16 protein-coding genes are annotated in these 17265 nt (G+C 72.2%); 7 read left to right on the top strand and 9 right to left on the bottom strand.

The genetic code is table 11. The features are described from left to right. Positions 1-28: 28 nt before the first annotated feature. Positions 29-562, bottom strand: a complete 534-nt coding sequence (locus tag BKD26_RS25505; RefSeq protein ID WP_084902503.1) for a hypothetical protein — start codon at positions 560-562, stop codon at positions 29-31. 343 nt (positions 563-905) lie between these two features. Here BKD26_RS25505 and BKD26_RS25510 point away from each other — a divergent pair, with 343 nt between their 5' ends. Then, positions 906-1766 (top strand): CoA ester lyase, encoded by an 861-nt coding sequence (locus tag BKD26_RS25510; protein ID WP_107417997.1) that lies wholly within the window; start codon positions 906-908, stop codon positions 1764-1766. 17 nt (positions 1767-1783) lie between these two features. On the opposite strand, the gene BKD26_RS25515 is transcribed toward BKD26_RS25510, so the two are convergent. The 3 genes from BKD26_RS25515 to BKD26_RS25525 are packed head-to-tail and all read right to left on the bottom strand — an operon-like array spanning position 1784 to position 5272. Continuing rightward, positions 1784-3259, bottom strand: a complete 1476-nt coding sequence (locus tag BKD26_RS25515) for an MmgE/PrpD family protein (RefSeq protein ID WP_241518825.1) — start codon at positions 3257-3259, stop codon at positions 1784-1786. Further along, a complete protein-coding gene (locus BKD26_RS25520) occupies positions 3252-4079 on the bottom strand; it encodes a cyclase family protein (RefSeq protein WP_241518826.1) in 828 nt (275 codons plus the stop codon). Before BKD26_RS25520 ends, BKD26_RS25515 begins: the two co-directional genes overlap by 8 nt. Further along, the gene (locus tag BKD26_RS25525) at positions 4076-5272 is read right to left on the bottom strand and encodes a CoA transferase (protein ID WP_084902508.1); all 1197 of its coding nucleotides are present in this window, start codon (positions 5270-5272) and stop codon (positions 4076-4078) included. Before BKD26_RS25525 ends, BKD26_RS25520 begins: the two co-directional genes overlap by 4 nt. Before the next feature lie 189 nt (positions 5273-5461). Here BKD26_RS25525 and BKD26_RS25530 point away from each other — a divergent pair, with 189 nt between their 5' ends. After that, positions 5462-6910: a dihydroorotase family protein gene (locus BKD26_RS25530; RefSeq protein ID WP_084902511.1), complete on the top strand. Its 1449-nt coding sequence runs from the start codon at positions 5462-5464 to the stop codon at positions 6908-6910. Positions 6911-6924: 14 nt separating this feature from the next. Here BKD26_RS25530 and BKD26_RS25535 read toward each other — a convergent pair whose 3' ends face one another. Further along, on the bottom strand, positions 6925-7668 hold the full coding sequence (locus BKD26_RS25535; protein WP_084902514.1) for an arylmalonate decarboxylase: 744 nt from the start codon (positions 7666-7668) through the stop codon (positions 6925-6927). After that, positions 7665-8225: a TetR-like C-terminal domain-containing protein gene (locus BKD26_RS25540; RefSeq protein WP_084902516.1), complete on the bottom strand. Its 561-nt coding sequence runs from the start codon at positions 8223-8225 to the stop codon at positions 7665-7667. Before BKD26_RS25540 ends, BKD26_RS25535 begins: the two co-directional genes overlap by 4 nt. A 78-nt stretch (positions 8226-8303) precedes the next feature. On the opposite strand from BKD26_RS25540, the gene BKD26_RS25545 reads away from it, so the two are divergent. The 3 genes from BKD26_RS25545 (at position 8304) to BKD26_RS25555 (ending at position 13154) form a co-directional block, all read left to right on the top strand. Beyond that, complete coding sequence (locus BKD26_RS25545; protein WP_084902519.1) at positions 8304-9197, top strand: DUF4437 domain-containing protein; 894 nt, start codon at positions 8304-8306, stop codon at positions 9195-9197. A 216-nt stretch (positions 9198-9413) separates the two neighbouring features. Then, positions 9414-10694, top strand: a complete 1281-nt coding sequence (locus BKD26_RS25550) for an MFS transporter (RefSeq protein ID WP_179166688.1) — start codon at positions 9414-9416, stop codon at positions 10692-10694. A gap of 183 nt (positions 10695-10877) precedes the next feature. Then, positions 10878-13154: a catalase gene (locus BKD26_RS25555; RefSeq protein ID WP_084902522.1), complete on the top strand. Its 2277-nt coding sequence runs from the start codon at positions 10878-10880 to the stop codon at positions 13152-13154. Positions 13155-13226: 72 nt separating this feature from the next. Here BKD26_RS25555 and BKD26_RS25560 read toward each other — a convergent pair whose 3' ends face one another. The 3 genes from BKD26_RS25560 to BKD26_RS25570 are packed head-to-tail and all read right to left on the bottom strand — an operon-like array spanning position 13227 to position 16205. Then, positions 13227-13799, bottom strand: a complete 573-nt coding sequence (locus BKD26_RS25560; protein WP_084902524.1) for a cupin domain-containing protein — start codon at positions 13797-13799, stop codon at positions 13227-13229. Next, entirely contained in the window at positions 13796-15031 is a 1236-nt protein-coding gene (locus tag BKD26_RS25565; RefSeq protein WP_107417998.1) for a cytochrome P450, read from the bottom strand. Before BKD26_RS25565 ends, BKD26_RS25560 begins: the two co-directional genes overlap by 4 nt. Then, the gene (locus BKD26_RS25570; RefSeq protein ID WP_277622418.1) at positions 15021-16205 is read right to left on the bottom strand and encodes a type III polyketide synthase; all 1185 of its coding nucleotides are present in this window, start codon (positions 16203-16205) and stop codon (positions 15021-15023) included. The genes BKD26_RS25565 and BKD26_RS25570 overlap by 11 nt, the downstream gene beginning before the upstream one ends. Before the next feature lie 282 nt (positions 16206-16487). On the opposite strand from BKD26_RS25570, the gene BKD26_RS25575 reads away from it, so the two are divergent. Further along, on the top strand, positions 16488-16706 hold the full coding sequence (locus BKD26_RS25575; protein WP_179166689.1) for an acyl-CoA carboxylase subunit epsilon: 219 nt from the start codon (positions 16488-16490) through the stop codon (positions 16704-16706). Between the two features lie 21 nt (positions 16707-16727). Beyond that, complete coding sequence (locus BKD26_RS25580; protein ID WP_084902916.1) at positions 16728-17252, top strand: metallophosphoesterase; 525 nt, start codon at positions 16728-16730, stop codon at positions 17250-17252. The last annotated feature ends 13 nt before the right edge of the window (positions 17253-17265 follow it).

The raw sequence follows: 17265 nt of genomic DNA on the forward strand, positions 1-17265 counted from the left end.
CGTGCCACGGACCGAAATCATCTCACGCTCAAGATCCACTTTCGATACACGCCCTAGCCGCCCTCCCGTCGCCGCCGACCGCCGCCGGAATCAGCAGGGCGGCTCCGGCGCAGCCGCACACGGCCAGCGCCGTGCCGGGCCGGTCCGGGAGCGCTGCGGTCACCGCCCCCGCCGCCCCCAGACCGGCCAGGGCTCCCGCGTACCACGGTGTCGTACCACGGTGCCGGGACAGCGCGGGGGCGCCGATGAGAGCCGCCGCCACAACCGCCGTGCAGAACACCGCCACGGAGGGCCACAGCCCCGCAACGGCCGTCAGCAGGCACGCGGTCGCAGCGCACCGGTCGGCGGCCGCGGCCGAAAAGGGCACCCGCCACCGGGTGGCCACCACCGCCGTGAGGCCGCTCAGCAGCCCCGCCGAGAGCAGGACGTAACGGAGGGCGGGTGCGGGCATCCCGACGACACCGCTCAGCAGTGGACCACCCACCAGCAGCGCGCCGGGTACGAGTCCGGCGGCGGCCCCGGTGAGCGCGTCCACGGCGTGCTCGGACCGGATGGGCCGCATCACCGGGCGGCCCCGCGGCGTACGGCGCGGGGACGGCGTGGCTGAGCAGTCATGGCTGCTCCTTCCCGGAGTGGGAGGGGGCGTCGGAAGGTGTTCCACTAGAGGAAACGCCGTTCCCTATTCGGCCCTATACAGCCCGTGTCGCGCCTCGCTGTCAAGGTCTCGCGCGGGAAACATGGGATCCACTGGGGAAACGAAGGTGCAAAATTCGTCTTGACCCCCGACTCGGTCGTGGATACGGTTGCCGGCACCCGCCCGGCCCGGCTTCAGCCGCGGCGTGCGGCATCCGCCCCGGCGTTCGGTATCCGATGGGCGGCCGCGCCCGAGAACGGATGGAGTGTCCGTGACCCCGCGCTCATGGCTGTACGTGCCTGGCGACCGGCCCTCGCTGCTCGGCAAAGCCCTCACCCGGGGCGCCGACGCCGTCATCGTCGACCTCGAGGACGCCGTGCCCGCGACCGCGAAGGAAGCCGCCCGTGACCAGGTCGCCCGCTGGCTCGCCGCACAGCGGCCCGGTGGGCCGTGCTCCCTCTGGGTGCGGATCAACCCGGGCGCGGCCGGCCACGCCGACGCCCGAGTGGTTGCCGCCCCGGCTCTGGACGGCGTGTGCATGGCCAAGTGTGCCGGGCCCGAGCAGGTCCGCGCCCTGGACGCCGTCCTCGCCGCACGCGAGCGCGAGGCCGGCCTCGCCGTGGGCCGGATCGCGGTGTCGCCACTCCTGGAGGACGCCGCGGCGGTGCTGGCGGCCCCCGCCATCGCCGCCGCGGCGCCACGTGTCGTACAACTCCAGCTCGGCGAGGCCGACTTGTGCGCCGATCTCGGCATGGAACCGGGGGACGACGAGCGCGAACTGCTGGCCCTGCGCACCCACGTGCTGCTGGCGTCCGCCGCCGCCGGCATCCGCCCGCCCGTGGGCCCCGTCTTCACCGACTACCGCGACGCGGACGCCCTGCGGCGCTCCACGCAAGCGCTGCGACGACTCGGCTACCGGTCCCGCGCCTGCGTCCACCCGTCCCAACTGGCCATCGTGCACGAGGTCTTCACGCCCACGCCGACGGAGGTGGACCGGGCCAGGCGGCTCGTCGACCGGTACGAGGAGGCCCTGCGCGCCGGGCAGGCGGTGCTCACCGAGGACGGCCGGATGGTCGACGAGGCGGTCGTACGCAGCGCCCGCCGCATCCTCGCAGCGGGCGAAGCCGTGTGAACCGTCCTCCGGATCTCCTAACCGTGACCGCCCGCGGCGAACAGCCCACCGTTCGTGGGCAGCAGACCGCGGAGGTCGCCGCGGCCGGGCAGCGCCCGTATCCGGGATGCCAGTGCCGTGACCGCCTCGTCCGGCAGCACCCGTGCCGCGTTGAGCCGGTATTTCGTCTCCAGCTCGTCCAGCGTGAGCGGGTTCCCCGGTCCACCGCGTGAGGAGCGCACCCGGTGCTCCCAGCGCCGCCCGTCGTACGTGCGCACCCGCAGCACCGCGCCGAAGGACCTGGGAAACTCCTCGTCGCACCGCTCGTCCACGACCACGCCCACCTTCTCCGCCAGCGCGAGCCGCCGTGAGTCCGCGAACGCCTCCGGCGAGAAGTCGTCGAGGTGCAGGCCCAGCCCACCGCCACCGATCAGCGCGGAGGCGACGGTGTACGGGCCGGAGAACTTCGCGTGGTACGGCGTCGCGGGACGGATCTTGAGCTCACGCGGTGCGCCGATGGTCCGCAACGGGGCCGCGGCGACCCCCAGTTCTGCGAATGCCACCGTGTCCGGGTCCAGCCCGGCGGCACGCAGTGCGAGCGCGCAGTCGATCCCCGGGTGAGTGAAGTGGTTGGAGGGATACGGCTTGTACACCGTGCGCGGCAGTTCCCACGAACCGGCCTCGTCCATCCGGTCCAGGCCGGCGAGGAACGGCCCCGCCTGCCAGGTGTCGTCCAGGTAGGCACGGAAGAAGCCGAAGCGCCCCTCCAGTACGGTCGGCGGCCCGGTGATCCCTTCGGCGGCGAGCTGGGCGGCGCTCACGCCGGCGTGGGCGGCCCATCCGCAGTGGACGCGCTTGACGGTCCCGCCCGTGCGGTTCGCCTCGATGATCCCCCCGCTCAGGGAGCACGCGATGCCGATGGCATCGGCGAGCCGAGCGCCGTCGAGGCCGTAGAGCAGCCCGGCGGCGACGGCGGCGCCCACGGTCCCGCAGATCGACGTGGCGTGCAGGCCCTTCTCGAAGAAAACCGAGTTGCGCAGGGTCGCGTCGTACGAGGCGAGCCCGAGGCGTACGCAGACCTCACCGCCGGCGGCCACGGCCGCGATCAGCCCGCGACCCGACGCACCCGCCGCCTCGCCCGCGGCGAGGGCCGCGGGGACGACGGACGCCGAGGGATGCAGCACGGACGGCAGATGCGTGTCGTCGAAGTCGAGCGCGTGGGCGAGCGTGCCGGTGACGAGGGCGGCCCGGTCGGCGGGCAGCCGCTCCTCCGAGCCGATCACCGAGGCCTCGGGTACGCCGCCGGCCCGCCGCGCGACACGCCCGACGGCGGCCTGCGCCCCGGCGTCGCCGTCCTCTGCGAGCGCGGCGAGGCAGTTGCCGACGGTGTCGAGGATCCGGCCGACGACATCGGCCGTCACCGGCGGCGGCAGCGGCTCGTCCCTGGCCGCGGTGGCGAAGGCGGCGAGCCGCTGGGCGTACGGCACGGCCGGTGTGCCGGTCGTGTCAGCCACGGTCCACCACCGCCAGGGGGCGGGCCGGTGCACCGGTGGCGCCGACCAGCGGGAGTGGGGCGAGTACCAGGAGGAACTCGTCGGCGCCCGCGTCGGCCAGTTCGTACAGGCGCATGGTCTCGACGATGTGGATGCCCGCCTCCACCAGCAGCATCCGGTGGACCGGGAGGGTGGCGTGGCCCTTGCCGGGCGCGATGCGCTCGAACGCGATGGTCTCGCCACCGACCACCCGCACACCCCGGTCGGCCAGCCAGCGCGCCGCTTCGACGCCCGGCCCGGGAGCGCCGCCGGCCGTGCCCACGAAGGTGTCGGCGTCGTGCCAGAGCCGTGACCAGCCGGTGGCGACGAGCACGGCGTCGCCGGGGCGGACCGCCGCGCCTGCGCGTTCGGCGGCGGCCAGTTCGCCGGCCGTCACCTCGTGCCCGGCGGGGAGGGTCGCCACGCCGTGCAGCCGTGCGATGTCGAGGAGGACGCCGCGGCCGACGTACGGGGGGAACTCCCCGATGCCCAGCGCGCTGAAGCCCTCGTGGCCCTGTACGTTCCGGGCGGGCACGCCGCCGTGGAGGTGACCGTCCTGGGAGACGTGGGCGAGTGCGTCGACGTGGGTGCCCACATGGCCGCCCGTGACGATGAGTTCATTGGCCGCCGAGCCGCCGTCCGCCCGGACCATGTCGCCGTGCCGCCGCTCCAGGAGCATCCGGTACGGAGGGTGGTTGGGGGACTGCGGCATGCCGCGGCGCATGGGCTGCGCCAGGTCGAACACCTCGGCCCGGGCGGCCAGTTCCCACAGGGCGCCCGTCGTCTCCGTCTCGCTGCTCAAATGGCACCTTCCTCGCGCAGTGCGGCCAGCTCGTCGGCGTCGATGCCCAGCCGGCCGGAGAAGATCGCGTCGTTGTCGGCCCCGGGGCCGCGTCCCGTCCACCGGATGGCGCCGGGGGAGTGGGAGAGGCGGAACAGGACGTTCTGCATGCGCACGGGTCCCAGCTCGTCGTCCTCGACGGTGGTGAGCGAGTCGAGCGCCCGGTACTGCGGGTCGCTGAAGACGTCGCGGATGTCGTAGACGGGCGCCACCGCGGCGTGTGCCCTGTCGAACGCGTCGACGACGTCCGTGAGGTCGCGCCCGGCGATCCAGTCGCCCACGTACCGGTCGAGGAGGTCGGCGTGCGCGGCACGGCCGGAACCGGTGGCGAACCACGGCTCGGTGCTCACCTCCGGGTGACCGACCAGGGTCAGTACGCGCTCGGCGACCGACTGTGCGGAGGTGCTCACCGCCACCCACCTGCCGTCGCGCGTACGGTAGGTGTTGCGCGGCGCGTTGTTCACCGACCGGTTGCCGGTGCGTTCCGGCACGATGCCGAGTTGGTCGTACGCCATGGGCTGCGGGCCGAGCAGCGTCAGCAGCGGTTCGATGATGGCCAGGTCGATGACCTGGCCGGGGCCACCGTGCACGTCGCGGTGGTACAGCGCCGTCTGTACGGCACCGGCCAGGGTGAGCGCCGCGACGCCGTCGGCGAGCCCGAAGGGCGGCAGGGTCGGAGGGCCGTCGGGTTCACCGGTCACGGCGGCGAAGCCGCTCATCGACTCGGCGAGGGTGCCGAACCCGGGGCGCCCGGCGTACGGCCCGAACTGGCCGAAGCCGGTCACCCGGGCGACGATGAGCCGGGGGTTGACCTCGTGCAGGACGTCCGGCCCCAGACCCCACCGTTCGAGCGTGCCGGGGCGGAAGTTCTCGATCAGGACGTCCGCCCGCGCGGCAAGCCGGCGCAGCAGGGCGGCCCCGGACGGCGTGCCGAGGTCGATGGTCACCGTGTGCTTGTTGCGGGCCAGGGACTTCCACCACAGGCCGATACCGTCCTTCGCGGGACCGTGCGTGCGCGCCGGATCGTGCTTGCGTGGGTGCTCGACCTTGACGACGTCCGCCCCGAAGTCACCCAGGACCGTCGCCGCCAGGGGCCCGGCGAAGAGCGTCGCGCAGTCGAGCACGGAGATGCCGCGTAAGGGTCCGTCGGACATCCGCTTCGCCTCCCTGTTTCGTGAGGTGAAATCCTGTTCCTCGTTGTGGAACAGGAGTGCCGAAGTTAGCATGTGCCGTCACGGCCCGACAGGGGAACGCTGTTCCGCTGACCGAAACAGGCGGGGGCCTGGGGTCCCACCCGCACCGGCATCGAAGGGGGTGAGGGCTGCTCCCGGCAGCCCCGAGGCATGGCACGCTACGACCTGCTCATCACGAACGGCACGCTCATCCAGCCCCACGTGGGCGAGATACGCGCGGATCTCGCAGTCAAGGACGGCCGCATCGCCGCCCTGGGCGAGGACCTGTCCACCGGCCACGCCGCCGAGGTCGTCGACGCCACCGGCCGCGTCGTCCTGCCGGGTGCCGTCGACGCGCACTACCACCTGGGCATCTACCGCGACCTGGCGCTGGACGCCTACGAGGAGACCCGCTCCTCACTCGTCGGCGGGGCCACCACCGTGCTGTCGTACTTCCGCACCGGAGAGCACTACCTCAACCGCACCGGACGTTACGAGGACATCTTTCCCGAAGTGCTGCGGGCCGTGGCCGGCCGGGCGTTCACCGACTACGGCTTCCACCTCGCCCCCATGACCACCGACCAGATCGGCGAGATCCCCCGCCTGATCACCGAGTACGGCGTCACCTCGTTCAAGTACTACATGTTCTACAAGGGCTTCAACCTCGCCTCCAGTTCCCGTGACGCCGCCTCCTTCCGGATGGCCGACGACGGCCAGGAGTACGACCTCGGGCACCTCTTCGAGCTGATGGAGGCCGTCGCGTCGGCCGGCACGCCCGGCTCCCGGCGCCGAGTCTCCCTGTCGCTGCACTGCGAACAGTCCGAGCTCATGCGGCTGTTCATCGACCGCGTACGCAAGGACGGCGATCCGCAGACCCTCGCCGCGTACCACCGGGGCCGCCCGCCGCTCACCGAACGCGTCGCCATCGGCGAGGCCACCACGCTGGCCCACGCCGCCCGGTGCCCGGTCAACCTGCTGCACCTGTCCGGCGCCGACGCGCTGGACGCGGCGCGCACCGCCCGGCGAGGCCACCCCGGCCTCGACGTACGCACCGAGGTCACCCTCCACCACCTGTGCCTGGACCACGCGTCACTCGACGCGGCGGGCGCCGGCCTCGGGGCCAAGGTGAACCCGCCCCTGCGCACCCGGCACGACAACGAGGCGTTGTGGACCGGGGTGCTCGACGGCGACATCGACTGGATCGCCTCCGACCACGCCTGCTGCATGGAGGAACACAAGGGGGACGAACTGTGGCCCGCCCTGCCCGGCTTCGGCGGCACCGCGCTGCTGTACCCGGTGCTGCTCTCGGAAGGCCACCACCGCCGCGGCCTGCCGCTGCACCGGGTGGCCGAGCTGGTGTCCGCCAACCCGGCACGCGCGTACGGCCTGACCCGCAAGGGCTCCCTGCTGGTGGGCGCCGACGCGGACATCGTCGTGGCCGACCTCGACAAGCGGCAGACCGTGTCCGCGGACCTCCTGCTGTCCGGCCAGGACCACTGCCCGTTCGACGGAGTGGAGCTGCGCGGCTGGCCGGTCACCACCATCGTCGGCGGCCGCGTCGCCTACCGCGACGGCGCCGTGGTGGGCGAGCCGTCGGGGAGGTACGTCCGCCGGGGCTGACCTGACTCGGAATGTCAGTGCTCACGCAGCAGCAGGCCGGCACCGGCGACGCGGTTGTCGATACCGTGCTCGCGCAGCGCGTGCCACAGCGTCGCGCTGTTGATGGCGATCACCGGCTTGCCCAGTTCGGCTTCGAGCGCGTCGGCGAGCGCCACGAACGACAGGTTGGTGCCGACCTGCACGATTGCGCCGACGTCCGGCCCGTCCAGCTCGCCCACCACCCGCCGCAGCCGCTCGTCCGGCACGCGGGCGATGTCCATCGCGGTCGGGCAGCGCAGGCCGGTCACGGCCGTGACATCGAATCCGGCCTCGGTGAAGAAGCGGCCCACCTCCCGGTCGGCCACCGGCTGGTAGGGAGAGAAGACCGCGATCCGGCGGCAGCCCAGCTCCCGGAGGGCCGCCCGGCAGGAGCTCGCGCCCGTCGTCACGGGCAGTCCCGTACGCTCGCGCAACCGCCGCTCGAACACCGCGTTGCCCTCGACGCCGCCCCAGAACGTCTCGGCGGACATCCCCATGACCATACGGTCGGGCTCGGCCGTCAGGACGTCCCGCACCGCGGTGTCGATGGACGCCCTGATCTGGCCGAGCAGCGCCTCGAAGCCACGGTCGTCGCCCATCACCGGATCGGGGATGTACATCGACCCCGCGCGGTACGCGACACCGCGGACGCCCGCGGTCCAGTAGTCGTGCTCGACGACGGTGTTGGTGCTGGGGACGACGACCCCGAAGACGGCGCGTGGACCGACGGCGTTGGTCATGCGCGCACCACCCTCGCGAGCACCTCGTCCACCGTCCGGTGCGCCCTTGTCCGCCCGGCGGGACGGTCGAGCAGCAGAGCGTCCACCAGCAGCGGTGCCGCGATGGCCGCCACGGCGTCCTCGCGGTCCCGCCGGCCGATCCCGGCGGCGCGCAGCGCGTGGTGGAACGGGGCCAGCAGGTCCGCGACGTACCGGCGCCGCAGCTCCGCCGTGGCCGGGTCGATGGACGCCGCGGCGATCAGGGCTTGCAGGAACCCCCCGACGGGCTTGTCGCGCAGTCGGTTGCACAGCAGGTCGACCTCCCTGTGCAGGTCGGCGGCGACGTCGCCCGTCGGCTCCTGGGAGGGCAGCGGGGCGACGTCGATGAGCGCCGCCAGCACGGCGTACGGAGTGGGCCAGTGCCGGTAGACGGTCGAGCGGGAGACCCCCGTCACGGTGTGCAGGCGCTGCGGGGTGAGCGCGGCGGCTCCCTCGGTGAGCAGGAGCTCCAGGGCGGCGGTCAGCACGGTCGTCGTGGTGTCGTCGGTGGGCCCAGCGGGCCGGCCGGGTCGCGTCATAGGCATTGACGATACACATTGCACCGCATATTGATAAGCGATACAGCATGCATCGGATACCTCAATGGAGGAGGACCCATGCGCCCACACGTGGAGCTCATCGACGAGCGCGACCTGATCTGGCACCCCGCCGAGTTCCAGCGCGCGACGGGGACCGCCGAACAGCTCAACCTCAGCTACGACGAGGAGGACGGCTCCGCCTCGCTCAAGGTCCGTTTCGCCGGCGACTGGTCGCGGCCCGCCGGTGTCCATCACGCGGACACCGAGTGGTACGTCCTGTCGGGCGAGGTCACGATCGACGGCACGACCCTCGGCCCCGAGGGCTACTGGACCGCGCCCGCCGGCGTCCGTACGCCTCCCGTCGAGGTCGCCGCCGGAACGGAGATACTCCTCTTCCGCGAGCACGGCGACTGGCGTTTCGACCTCGCCGACCGCGACCGGCCGGATGTGCGCGACGACCAGAAGCTCATCGTGCTCCGGGCCTCCGAGATGCCGTGGATCGACGTCAAGGACGGCAGCCCCATGCGCTTCGACCTCGGCGGCACGCCGGTGCCGGGCCTCTTCATCAAGCTGCTGCACCGCGATGAGAAGACGGGCTTCTACACCCGCCTCATCAAGGCCAAGCCGGGGTGGCGCGAGGAGCCGCTGGCCCATCACCCGTGCAGTGAGGAGGCCTACTGCCTGGACGGTTCCTTCGAGTACAACTACGGCAAGATGTGGCCCGGCACCTACTTCTGGCGCCCCCCACTGATCCGCCACGGCGACTTCACCGCCGACGCCGAGAAGGGCTGCACCTGGCTCGTCCGCTCCGACAGCGACCTCGTCGACTGGTACACCGACAACGCGCGCGTGGTCATGGAGGGCGAGGCGCTCAACTGGGGGCCCGCCCACCCCGACACCGTGCCGCCCCGCTTCGTCGAGCCCGTACGCTCCCGGAGCATCGGCCCGTGGGAGGACCCCGCGCGGCAGTGAAGCCGCACGTGCCTCCGTTCAGCGCCGCTCGATCGAAATGAGGGGCTCCACTCCGCCCGCACCTCCACCCAGCGCCGGCCCCACAGGGCATCCTCCACAGCCCTGGGACCCGGCGGTGATGGCCGAGCGCCGTTCCGGTCGCACCCGCGCCCGCCGACACGAAGACGTCACACCACGCACGTGTGCGGGGCGGCCGATGCGGGGATGGCCATGATCATGACACAGACATTAGCCCCGGCCCGCCGCCCCGCCCGGCAACTGCTCGCCGCCTCCGTGGGCAACGCCGTCGAGTGGTACGACTGGTACGCCTACACCTTTCTCGCCACCTACATCGCCGGCCAGATCTTCCCCAAGAGCTCCGGAAACTCGCTCGTCCCCCTGCTGTCCACCTTCGCCGTCTTCGCGGTCGGCTTCTTCATGCGCCCCGTCGGCGGGCTGCTCATGGGCGCGGTCGCCGACCGGCACGGCCGGCGCGCCGCGCTGACCGTCACCATCCTGCTGATGGGCGGCAGCAGCCTCCTGGTCGGCCTGACACCGACGTACGCCGCCGCCGGCGTCCTCGCCCCGGTGGTACTGGTCGCCGCCCGGCTCCTGCAAGGCCTCTCCGTGGGCGGCGAGTTCGCCGCCTCCACCACCTTCCTCGTCGAGTCCGCCGGGCCCGGCAGGCGCGGCCTGTTCTCCAGCTTCCAGTACGTCTCCACCACCATCGGCCAGCTCGCCGCCTCCGGTATCGCCGCCGCCCTCGTCAGCGGCCTCGGCGAGCGGCAGATGGACGGCTGGGGCTGGCGCGTCCCGTTCCTCGTGGGAGCCGTCCTCAGCCTCGTCGGCTTCTGGATCCGGCGCGGCGCCGAGGAGACCCTTCAGCACACCCCCGACCGCGCCGACGGGCCCCGCCCCGGGCTCTTCGACGCGCTGCGCCGCCACCCGCGCGAATCGCTGCTGATCTGCGGCATCACGGCGGGCGGCACCATCGCGTACTACACCTGGACCTCCTACCTGCCCACGTACGCCGAACTCAACGCCGGTGTCGACAAGGCCGACGCGCTCCTCGCCGGCACCCTCTCGCTCGGCTTCTTCGCACTGCTCCAGCCCCTGGGCGGACTGCTGTCGGACCGCTACGGCCGCAAACCGCTGCTCCTCTTCTTCGGTGTCGGCTTCGCCCTGCTCAGCGTGCCCCTGCTGCGCTCGATCGGCGACTCCTTCGGCTCGCTGCTCCTGGTCCAGTGCGCCGGCATGGTCCTGCTCACCGGGTTCACCTCGATCTCGGCCGCCGTCAACGCGGAGATCTTCCCCGCGCGCGTGCGCGCCGCCGGCATCGGATTCCCGTACTCGCTCACCGTGGCCCTCTTCGGCGGAACGGCGCCCTACGTGGGCACCCTGTTCAAGGACGTGGGCCATCCGGGGCTCTTCCCCTGGTACGTGTCGGTCCTGTGCCTGGTGTCCGCCGCCGTATACCTGCGGCTGCCCGAGAGCGCCCACAAGGAACTGGAGCGCTGACAACCGGGTACAAGTGCCGTTCGAACGCATGACCAAAGTCCGTGCTTCCCCCAACGACATGGGGGTACCTGCGCAGCCATGACCACCGTGTGCCGATGGGCGGATGTCTCCGGCCCTTCCGTTTTGGCCCGTCCCGCGGCGGTCATGGCTGTGGAGTCCCTGTCCCAGAGCACGGAGGAAACGATGCCTACCCCCAACCCCCTGAAAACGGCCGCCGAAAAGGTGACCGAAGCCGTACGCGGCGACGGCGGCCCCGCCGGCGACATCCCCGGCGCGCCCGCCCCCGAGCCCGCACAGCTCGACGAGCCGACCGAGGTCCGCGGCCCGCTGCCGCCCAAGCCGGACCAGAGCGGCCCGGAGACGTACAGCCCCACCGGCCAGGCCACCGGCGCCGAACAGCCGCGGATGGCGCAGGGCGACCCGTACCTGACCACCGCCCAGGGCGCCCGGCTCTACGAGAGCGACAAGTCCCTCAAGGCCGGCAGCAGGGGCCCCGTTCTGCTCCAGGACCACCACCTGCGCGAGAAGATCACACACTTCGACCACGAGCGCATCCCGGAGCGGGTGGTCCACGCCCGCGGCGCCGCCGCCCACGGCGTCTTCCAGGGATACGGGACGGCCGCGAAGGTCAGCAAGGCGGCGTTCCTCGGCAAGGACGTCCGGACGCCGGTGTTCACCCGCTTCTCGACCGTGCTCGGCTCCCGCGGCTCGTCGGACACCGTGCGCGACACCCGGGGCTTCGCGACGAAGTTCTACACCACCGAGGGCACCTTCGACCTGGTCGCCAACAACATCCCGGTGTTCTTCATCCAGGACGCCATCAAGTTCCCCGACATCATCCACGCCGGGAAGCCCCACCCCGACCGGGAGATCCCGCAGGCCCAGAGCGCCCACGACACCTTCTGGGACTTCGTCACCCTCCACACCGAGGCCACCCACCACACGCTGTGGAACATGTCCGACCGGGGCATCCCACGCTCCTTCCGGATGATGGAAGGCTTCGGCGTCCACACGTTCCGCCTCGTCAACGAGGAGGGCACGACCACCCTGGTCAAGTTCCACTGGAAGCCGAAGCTCGGTGCGCACTCCCTGGTCTGGGAGGAAGCGCAGATGATCAACGGCATGGATCCGGACTTCCACCGCCGGGACCTCGCCGACGCCATCGAGGCCGGGGCGTACCCCCAGTGGGAGCTGGGCATCCAGACCTTCCCCGACACCCCCGAGCAGACCTTCGAGGGCATCGACCTGCTGGACCCCACCAACATCGTCCCCGAGGAGCTGGCCCCCGTACAGCCGATCGGCCTGCTGACCCTCAACGCCAACCCGTCCAACTTCTTCGCCGAGACCGAACAGGTCGCCTTCCACCCCGGCCACCTCGTCCCCGGGATCGACATCACCGACGACCCACTGCTGGCCGGCCGGCTCTTCTCCTACCTCGACACCCAGATCAGCCGGCTCGGCGGACCCAACTTCGCCCAGATCCCGATCAACCGCCCCCACGCCCCGGTCAACGACATGACCCGCGACGGCATGCACCAGACGGCCGTGCACACCGGCGTCGCCCCCTACCGTCCCAACTCCCTGGACGGCGGCTGCCCGTTCACGGCGGGGGCCGACACCGGCGCGTACATCGAGGTGCCGCTGGAGGTCCCGGCCGCGAAGAAGGTCCGCGAGGCCCCCGCCTCCTTCTCCGACCACTTCAGCCAGCCCCGCCGCTTCTGGCTCAGCATGACCCCGCCGGAGCGCGAGCACATCGCCGCCGCCTACACCTTCGAACTGGGCAAGTGCTACGAGCAGGCCATCAAGGAACGCGGGCTGAAGGTCCTCGCCAACATCGATCCGGAGCTGTGCGAGAAGGTCGCCGCCGGCCTCGGCCTGCCCGCCCCCAAGGCCACCGAACCCCTCGCCATGGTGGAGCCCAGCCCCGCCCTCTCCCAGATCGGTGAGACCTGGCCCACCGACGGCCGGATCATCGGCATCGTCGCCGACGACAACGGCGAACTGGACGGCGTACGCGCGGTACGTCAGGCCGTGCTCGACGCGGGCATGGTGCCGCTCGTGATCGCTCCGGCCGGCGGCCAACTGGGCACGGACGGCGACCCGGTCGCCGTGCAGCGGACCTTCGCCACCGCCCGGTCGGTGGAGTTCGACGCCCTGCTCGTGGCGGGCCTGCCCGGCCACGGCGCCGACGCCTACGGCGCCCGGGACGCCCGGGCCGCGGACGCCGAGCAGCCCACGGCGGCGACCGACCCGCGCGTGCTGCTGATGGTCTCCGAGGCATTCCGGCACGCCAAGGCCATCGGCGGCTGGGCGGGTGCCGAGAGCGTCCTGGAGGCGGCCGGCGTACCGGCCGGGGCCACGGGCGTGGTGACCGGCGACAGCGGCGAGAGGGTCCTCGCGCAGGTCACCGAACTCCTCGGCCGCCACCGCGTCTGGGACCGCTTCCCGGCCGCCGCGTAAGGCCGCGCACCGCGTCCGGCAACTCGGGCGTGACGCCTCGTGCGCCGGGAGCCGCGTGACGCGTCCCGGCGCTCACGGCTCCCGGTGCGCGTCGTGCCGCAGCGGCGTGATCTGCTCGATGTCGTAGCGGGCGCGCAGCGCGGCGATCGCCGCGTGGTCCGGGGGCCCGCCCCGGTCGAGGATCTCGATGAGCTCCTCGAAGTACCGCTCGTGGTCCGGGGGCGGGGACGCCTGGAAGAACATCCTGGCGGGCCTGTCCGTACGGTTGGCGAAGGCGTGCGGACAGCCCGGCGGGACCACGATCACCGTGCCCGGCGTGGCCCGGACCGTACGCCGCCCGGACGGCGACTCCCAGTGCCGCCAGTCCTCGGCCGTCCGCACCCGCGGCTCGAACGCCAGGACGTCCAGCTCACCCTCCAGGATGTAGAACAGCTCCTCGCTCCGGGCGTGCACATGGGCACCCACGTCGAAACCGGGCTCCACCACCACCTCGAAACTCGACGCCGCCCGGGAGTGCTCACCCGTCACCTTGAAGGTGACCTCCTGGGCGGGCGACCGCAGCGTACGGCCGTGGCCCTTCGGCACCAGCAGCCCGTCGGGGGCGTCGGCCAGCAGCGAGGCCGGCGCCCCCTGATGCGCGGTCACCAGGTCACCGGAAGGGACTGCGGCCCGCGGATGAGCGCGCCGCGGCGGAAGGGGACCGCGTGGACCGGGACGGCGAGGCGCAGGCCGGGGAACCGGTCCACGAAGGCGTCCACCAGAAGTTCGGACTCCATCCGGGCGAGCATCGCACCCACGCAGAAGTGCGGCCCGTACCCGAACGCCACATGCGGGTGGGGACTCCGGTCGAAGTCCAGCGTCTCCGGGTCGGGGAACACGTCCGGATCCCGGTTCGCCGCCAGGTACGAGACGTAGACCGGCTCACCGGCCCGGATCCGCACCCCCGCCACCGTCACGTCCTCCAGGGCGATCCGGGACAGGCCGACCGCGCTGCGGTGCGGGATGTAGCGCAGCAGCTCGTCGATGGCGCGCGGGCGGACGGCCGGCTCGGCGCGCAGCCGCGCCATGAGCTCGGGGCGGGTGAGCAGGATGAAGAGCATGTTGCCGCAGTTGTTGGTGACCGCCTCGCCGCCGATCTGGATCAGCAGTGCCAGCCCCACCGCCTCCGACGGCGTGATCTCACCGTTCGCCACGGCCGTCCCCAGCAGCCCGATGACGCTCTCCTCGTCGGTGCCGTCGCTGCCGTCACCGTCACGCGGCTGGCTCAGCAGGTCGGCGAAGTAGGCGCACATGTCCTCCTTCGCCCGCTGGCTGCGTTCGACACCGTGGGCGGAGGACAGGATCAGGTTCGTCCACTCGTGCATCCGCGGCCGGTCGATGGCGGGCACGCCCATCAGCTCGCACACCACGGCCAGTGGGAACGGCCCCAGCAGCCGCTCGGTGAAGTCGGTCGGCGGGCCGTCGGTCAGCACCTCGTCGACCAGCTCCTCCAGCAGCTGCCGGGCCCGGTCGCGCAGCCGCTCCACACCCCGCGTGGTGAACGCGGGCGCCACCGCCCGGCGCAGTCGCGTGTGGTCGGGCGGATCCTCGAACCCCACCGCCCCGTCGACCGGGATGAAGTGCGGCGCGAGGCGGGTGACGTCGTTCTCCACGACCAGCTTCCGGCTGAAACGCGGGTCGTTCGTCACCGCCCTGACGTCGTCGTAGCGCGTCACGAGCCACGCCCAGCCCTCGCCGTTGGGCAGCTTGATCCGGGTGACCGGGCCCTCGCGCATCAGCTCCGCGAGCACCGGGTCGAAATCCACCCCGAAGAGATCGAGTGCGGGCCAGTGGCGTATGGGGGGCAGTGGGGCTGTGGTCGTCGTCTCATCCAACACGGGTCGGCTCCTCCACCAGGACACGGTCGGGTACGTCCTTGAGCACGCGGGCGGTGACGCGTTCGGGTACGCGGTCGGCGACGGTCCAGCGGCCGAGTGACATCTCGGCCGTGATGCCCGGTCCGAAACCCGCGAGCAGGCCGCGCGCGGTGTGGTGCGCGCTTCCCTCGTCGAACAGCCGCCGCAGCGCGTCCAGGACGACGGCGCTGGCGATGTTCCCGTACTCGGTCAGCGTCGCCCGGCTGAAGCGGAATGCCTCCGACGGCACGCCCAGGAACTTGCTCAGGTCGTCCAGGATCCTCGGACCGCCCGCGTGGATGATGTAGAAGTCCAGGTCGGAGGCGTCCCAGCCGTGCTGTCCCGCCAGCTCCTTGAGGGCCGGCGCCAGGGGCTCCATGGTGCCGGGCACCCGCTTGTCGAGCTTGAAGTGGAAGCCGGTGGCGCGTACGTCGTAGGCGATCCAGTCCTCCGTCTCGGGCACCAAGTACGAGCCGTTGCGCTCCAGCGTCACTCCCGTACCGCCCTGGCCCCGCACCACCGCGGCCGCGAGACCGTCGCCGAACAACCCGTTGGACAGCAGGTTGCCGACGCCGAGGTCGGTCGGCTGGTAGCACAGCGAGCAGAACTCGCACGCCACGATGAGCGCGTTGGCCTCCGGATAGGCGGTGCAGAAGTCGTGGGCCCGGTTGATCGCCGCGCCGCCCGCCGCGCAGCCGAGCTGGGCGATGGGCACCTGGCGGGTGTCGCTGCGGAAGCCCATGGTGTTGATCAGCCACGCCGTGAGCGACGGCATCATGAAGCCCGTGCACGAGACGTAGATGATCACGTCGATGTCCGCGGCGCTGAGCTCCGCGTCCTCCAGAGCCTGGTTGATGACGGCGGGCACCCGGGCCTTGGCCTCGGCCTCGTATATCTGATTGCGTATCTCGAAGCCCTCGTGCCGGAGCGTCTCCTCGATCGGCCGCAGCAGGTGCCGCTTGCGTACGCCGGTGTTCTCCATCAGCCGCAGGGCGAGTTGCAGCTGGGGGTGGTCCGCGTGAATGGTCCGCGCCAGATCGAGCGTCTGCTCCATGGTGATCACGTGCTCGGGGACGGAGACCGCGGGTCTGCACAACGTGGCCATGACGTAAGCCCTTTCGTCGCGTTTGCACTCAAAGGATCCGGGACCGGCGATCGTCGCGCGCGTCGAGGAAAACGCGCCCCGTTACGTCAAACCGGTGACGCGGCGCCCTTCCGGGCCGGGTTCCACCGCGCCCGCCCGCGGGCGTCCGCCGACCCGGCGGCGCAACCATGGGCGGCGATCCGGCGGGCGTCGCTTCACCCGGACGGAGCACATGGCCCGGCGCGGCCGGCCGTTTCACCACCGCCGGGGCACGGGGCGCGTGTCCGACCACCGTTCGCCCGAACGGGGGAGCAGCGGATGCCCCGGGGAGAGAGGGCGGCCGATCATGAGCGAATGGCCCTCCACTTCCGTATCGTTCACGGCCGCCCGACCGCCACCGAACTCGCGGCCCTCACCGCCGTACTGACCGCACTCGCGTGCCGGACCGCGGCGGCGGAGCGGCCCGGAAGCGGTACGGCACCACGCCGGGCGGACTGGGACCGCGGCTGGCGGGCCCACCCGCCCCCCGGATCGTGGCGCGCCCGCTTCGGCCTCCCGCCCCGGCACCATTGAGGGGTGAAGGCGACCCACGACCTGCGACTGCTCCTGACCTCCGACACCCACCTGCCCAAACGCGCCAGGCGACTGCCCGCGGAGTTGCTGGCGGGCATCGAGGCCGCCGACGTGGTGCTGCACGCCGGCGACTGGGTGGACGTCGAAACCCTCGACCTGCTGGAGGCCCGCGCCAAGCGGCTGCTGGGCGTCCACGGCAACAACGACGGCTCCGAGCTGCGCGCCCGGCTGCCCGAAGTGGCCCGCGCCGAACTGGGCGGCGTGCGGTTCGGGATCGTCCACGAGACGGGTCACGCGCAAGGCCGCGAACGCCGGTGCGAAGAGCGGTTCCCCGATCTGGACGTCCTGGTGTTCGGGCACAGTCACATCCCCTGGGACAGCACGGCACCCGGCGGCCTCCGGCTGCTCAACCCCGGCTCGCCCACCGACCGCCGCCGCCAGCCGTACTGCACGTACATGACCGCGCTCGTCACCGGCGGCCGGCTGGCCGAGGTCCGCCTCCACCGCCTCCCTCCCCGCCACCCGGTGCGGCCCGACCCCCACTAGAGCGGATACGGTG

The organism is Streptomyces sp. CB03238, assembly GCF_002099185.1.
In the GTDB taxonomy this organism is placed as follows: Bacteria; Actinomycetota; Actinomycetes; order Streptomycetales; family Streptomycetaceae; genus Streptomyces.

What these genes read in the sequence shown, in the direction of transcription:
- BKD26_RS25505 (WP_084902503.1), bottom strand. Translation starts at nt 562, where the DNA reads ATGCGGCCCATCCGGTCCGAGCACGCCGTGGACGCGCTCACCGGGGCC.
- BKD26_RS25525 (WP_084902508.1), bottom strand. Translation starts at nt 5,272, where the DNA reads ATGTCCGACGGACCCTTACGCGGCATCTCCGTGCTCGACTGCGCGACG.
- BKD26_RS25530 (WP_084902511.1), top strand. Translation starts at nt 5,462, where the DNA reads ATGGCACGCTACGACCTGCTCATCACGAACGGCACGCTCATCCAGCCC.
- BKD26_RS25535 (WP_084902514.1), bottom strand. Translation starts at nt 7,668, where the DNA reads ATGACCAACGCCGTCGGTCCACGCGCCGTCTTCGGGGTCGTCGTCCCC.
- BKD26_RS25540 (WP_084902516.1), bottom strand. Translation starts at nt 8,225, where the DNA reads ATGACGCGACCCGGCCGGCCCGCTGGGCCCACCGACGACACCACGACG.
- BKD26_RS25545 (WP_084902519.1), top strand. Translation starts at nt 8,304, where the DNA reads ATGCGCCCACACGTGGAGCTCATCGACGAGCGCGACCTGATCTGGCAC.
- BKD26_RS25550 (WP_179166688.1), top strand. Translation starts at nt 9,414, where the DNA reads ATGACACAGACATTAGCCCCGGCCCGCCGCCCCGCCCGGCAACTGCTC.
- BKD26_RS25555 (WP_084902522.1), top strand. Translation starts at nt 10,878, where the DNA reads ATGCCTACCCCCAACCCCCTGAAAACGGCCGCCGAAAAGGTGACCGAA.
- BKD26_RS25575 (WP_179166689.1), top strand. Translation starts at nt 16,488, where the DNA reads ATGGCCCTCCACTTCCGTATCGTTCACGGCCGCCCGACCGCCACCGAA.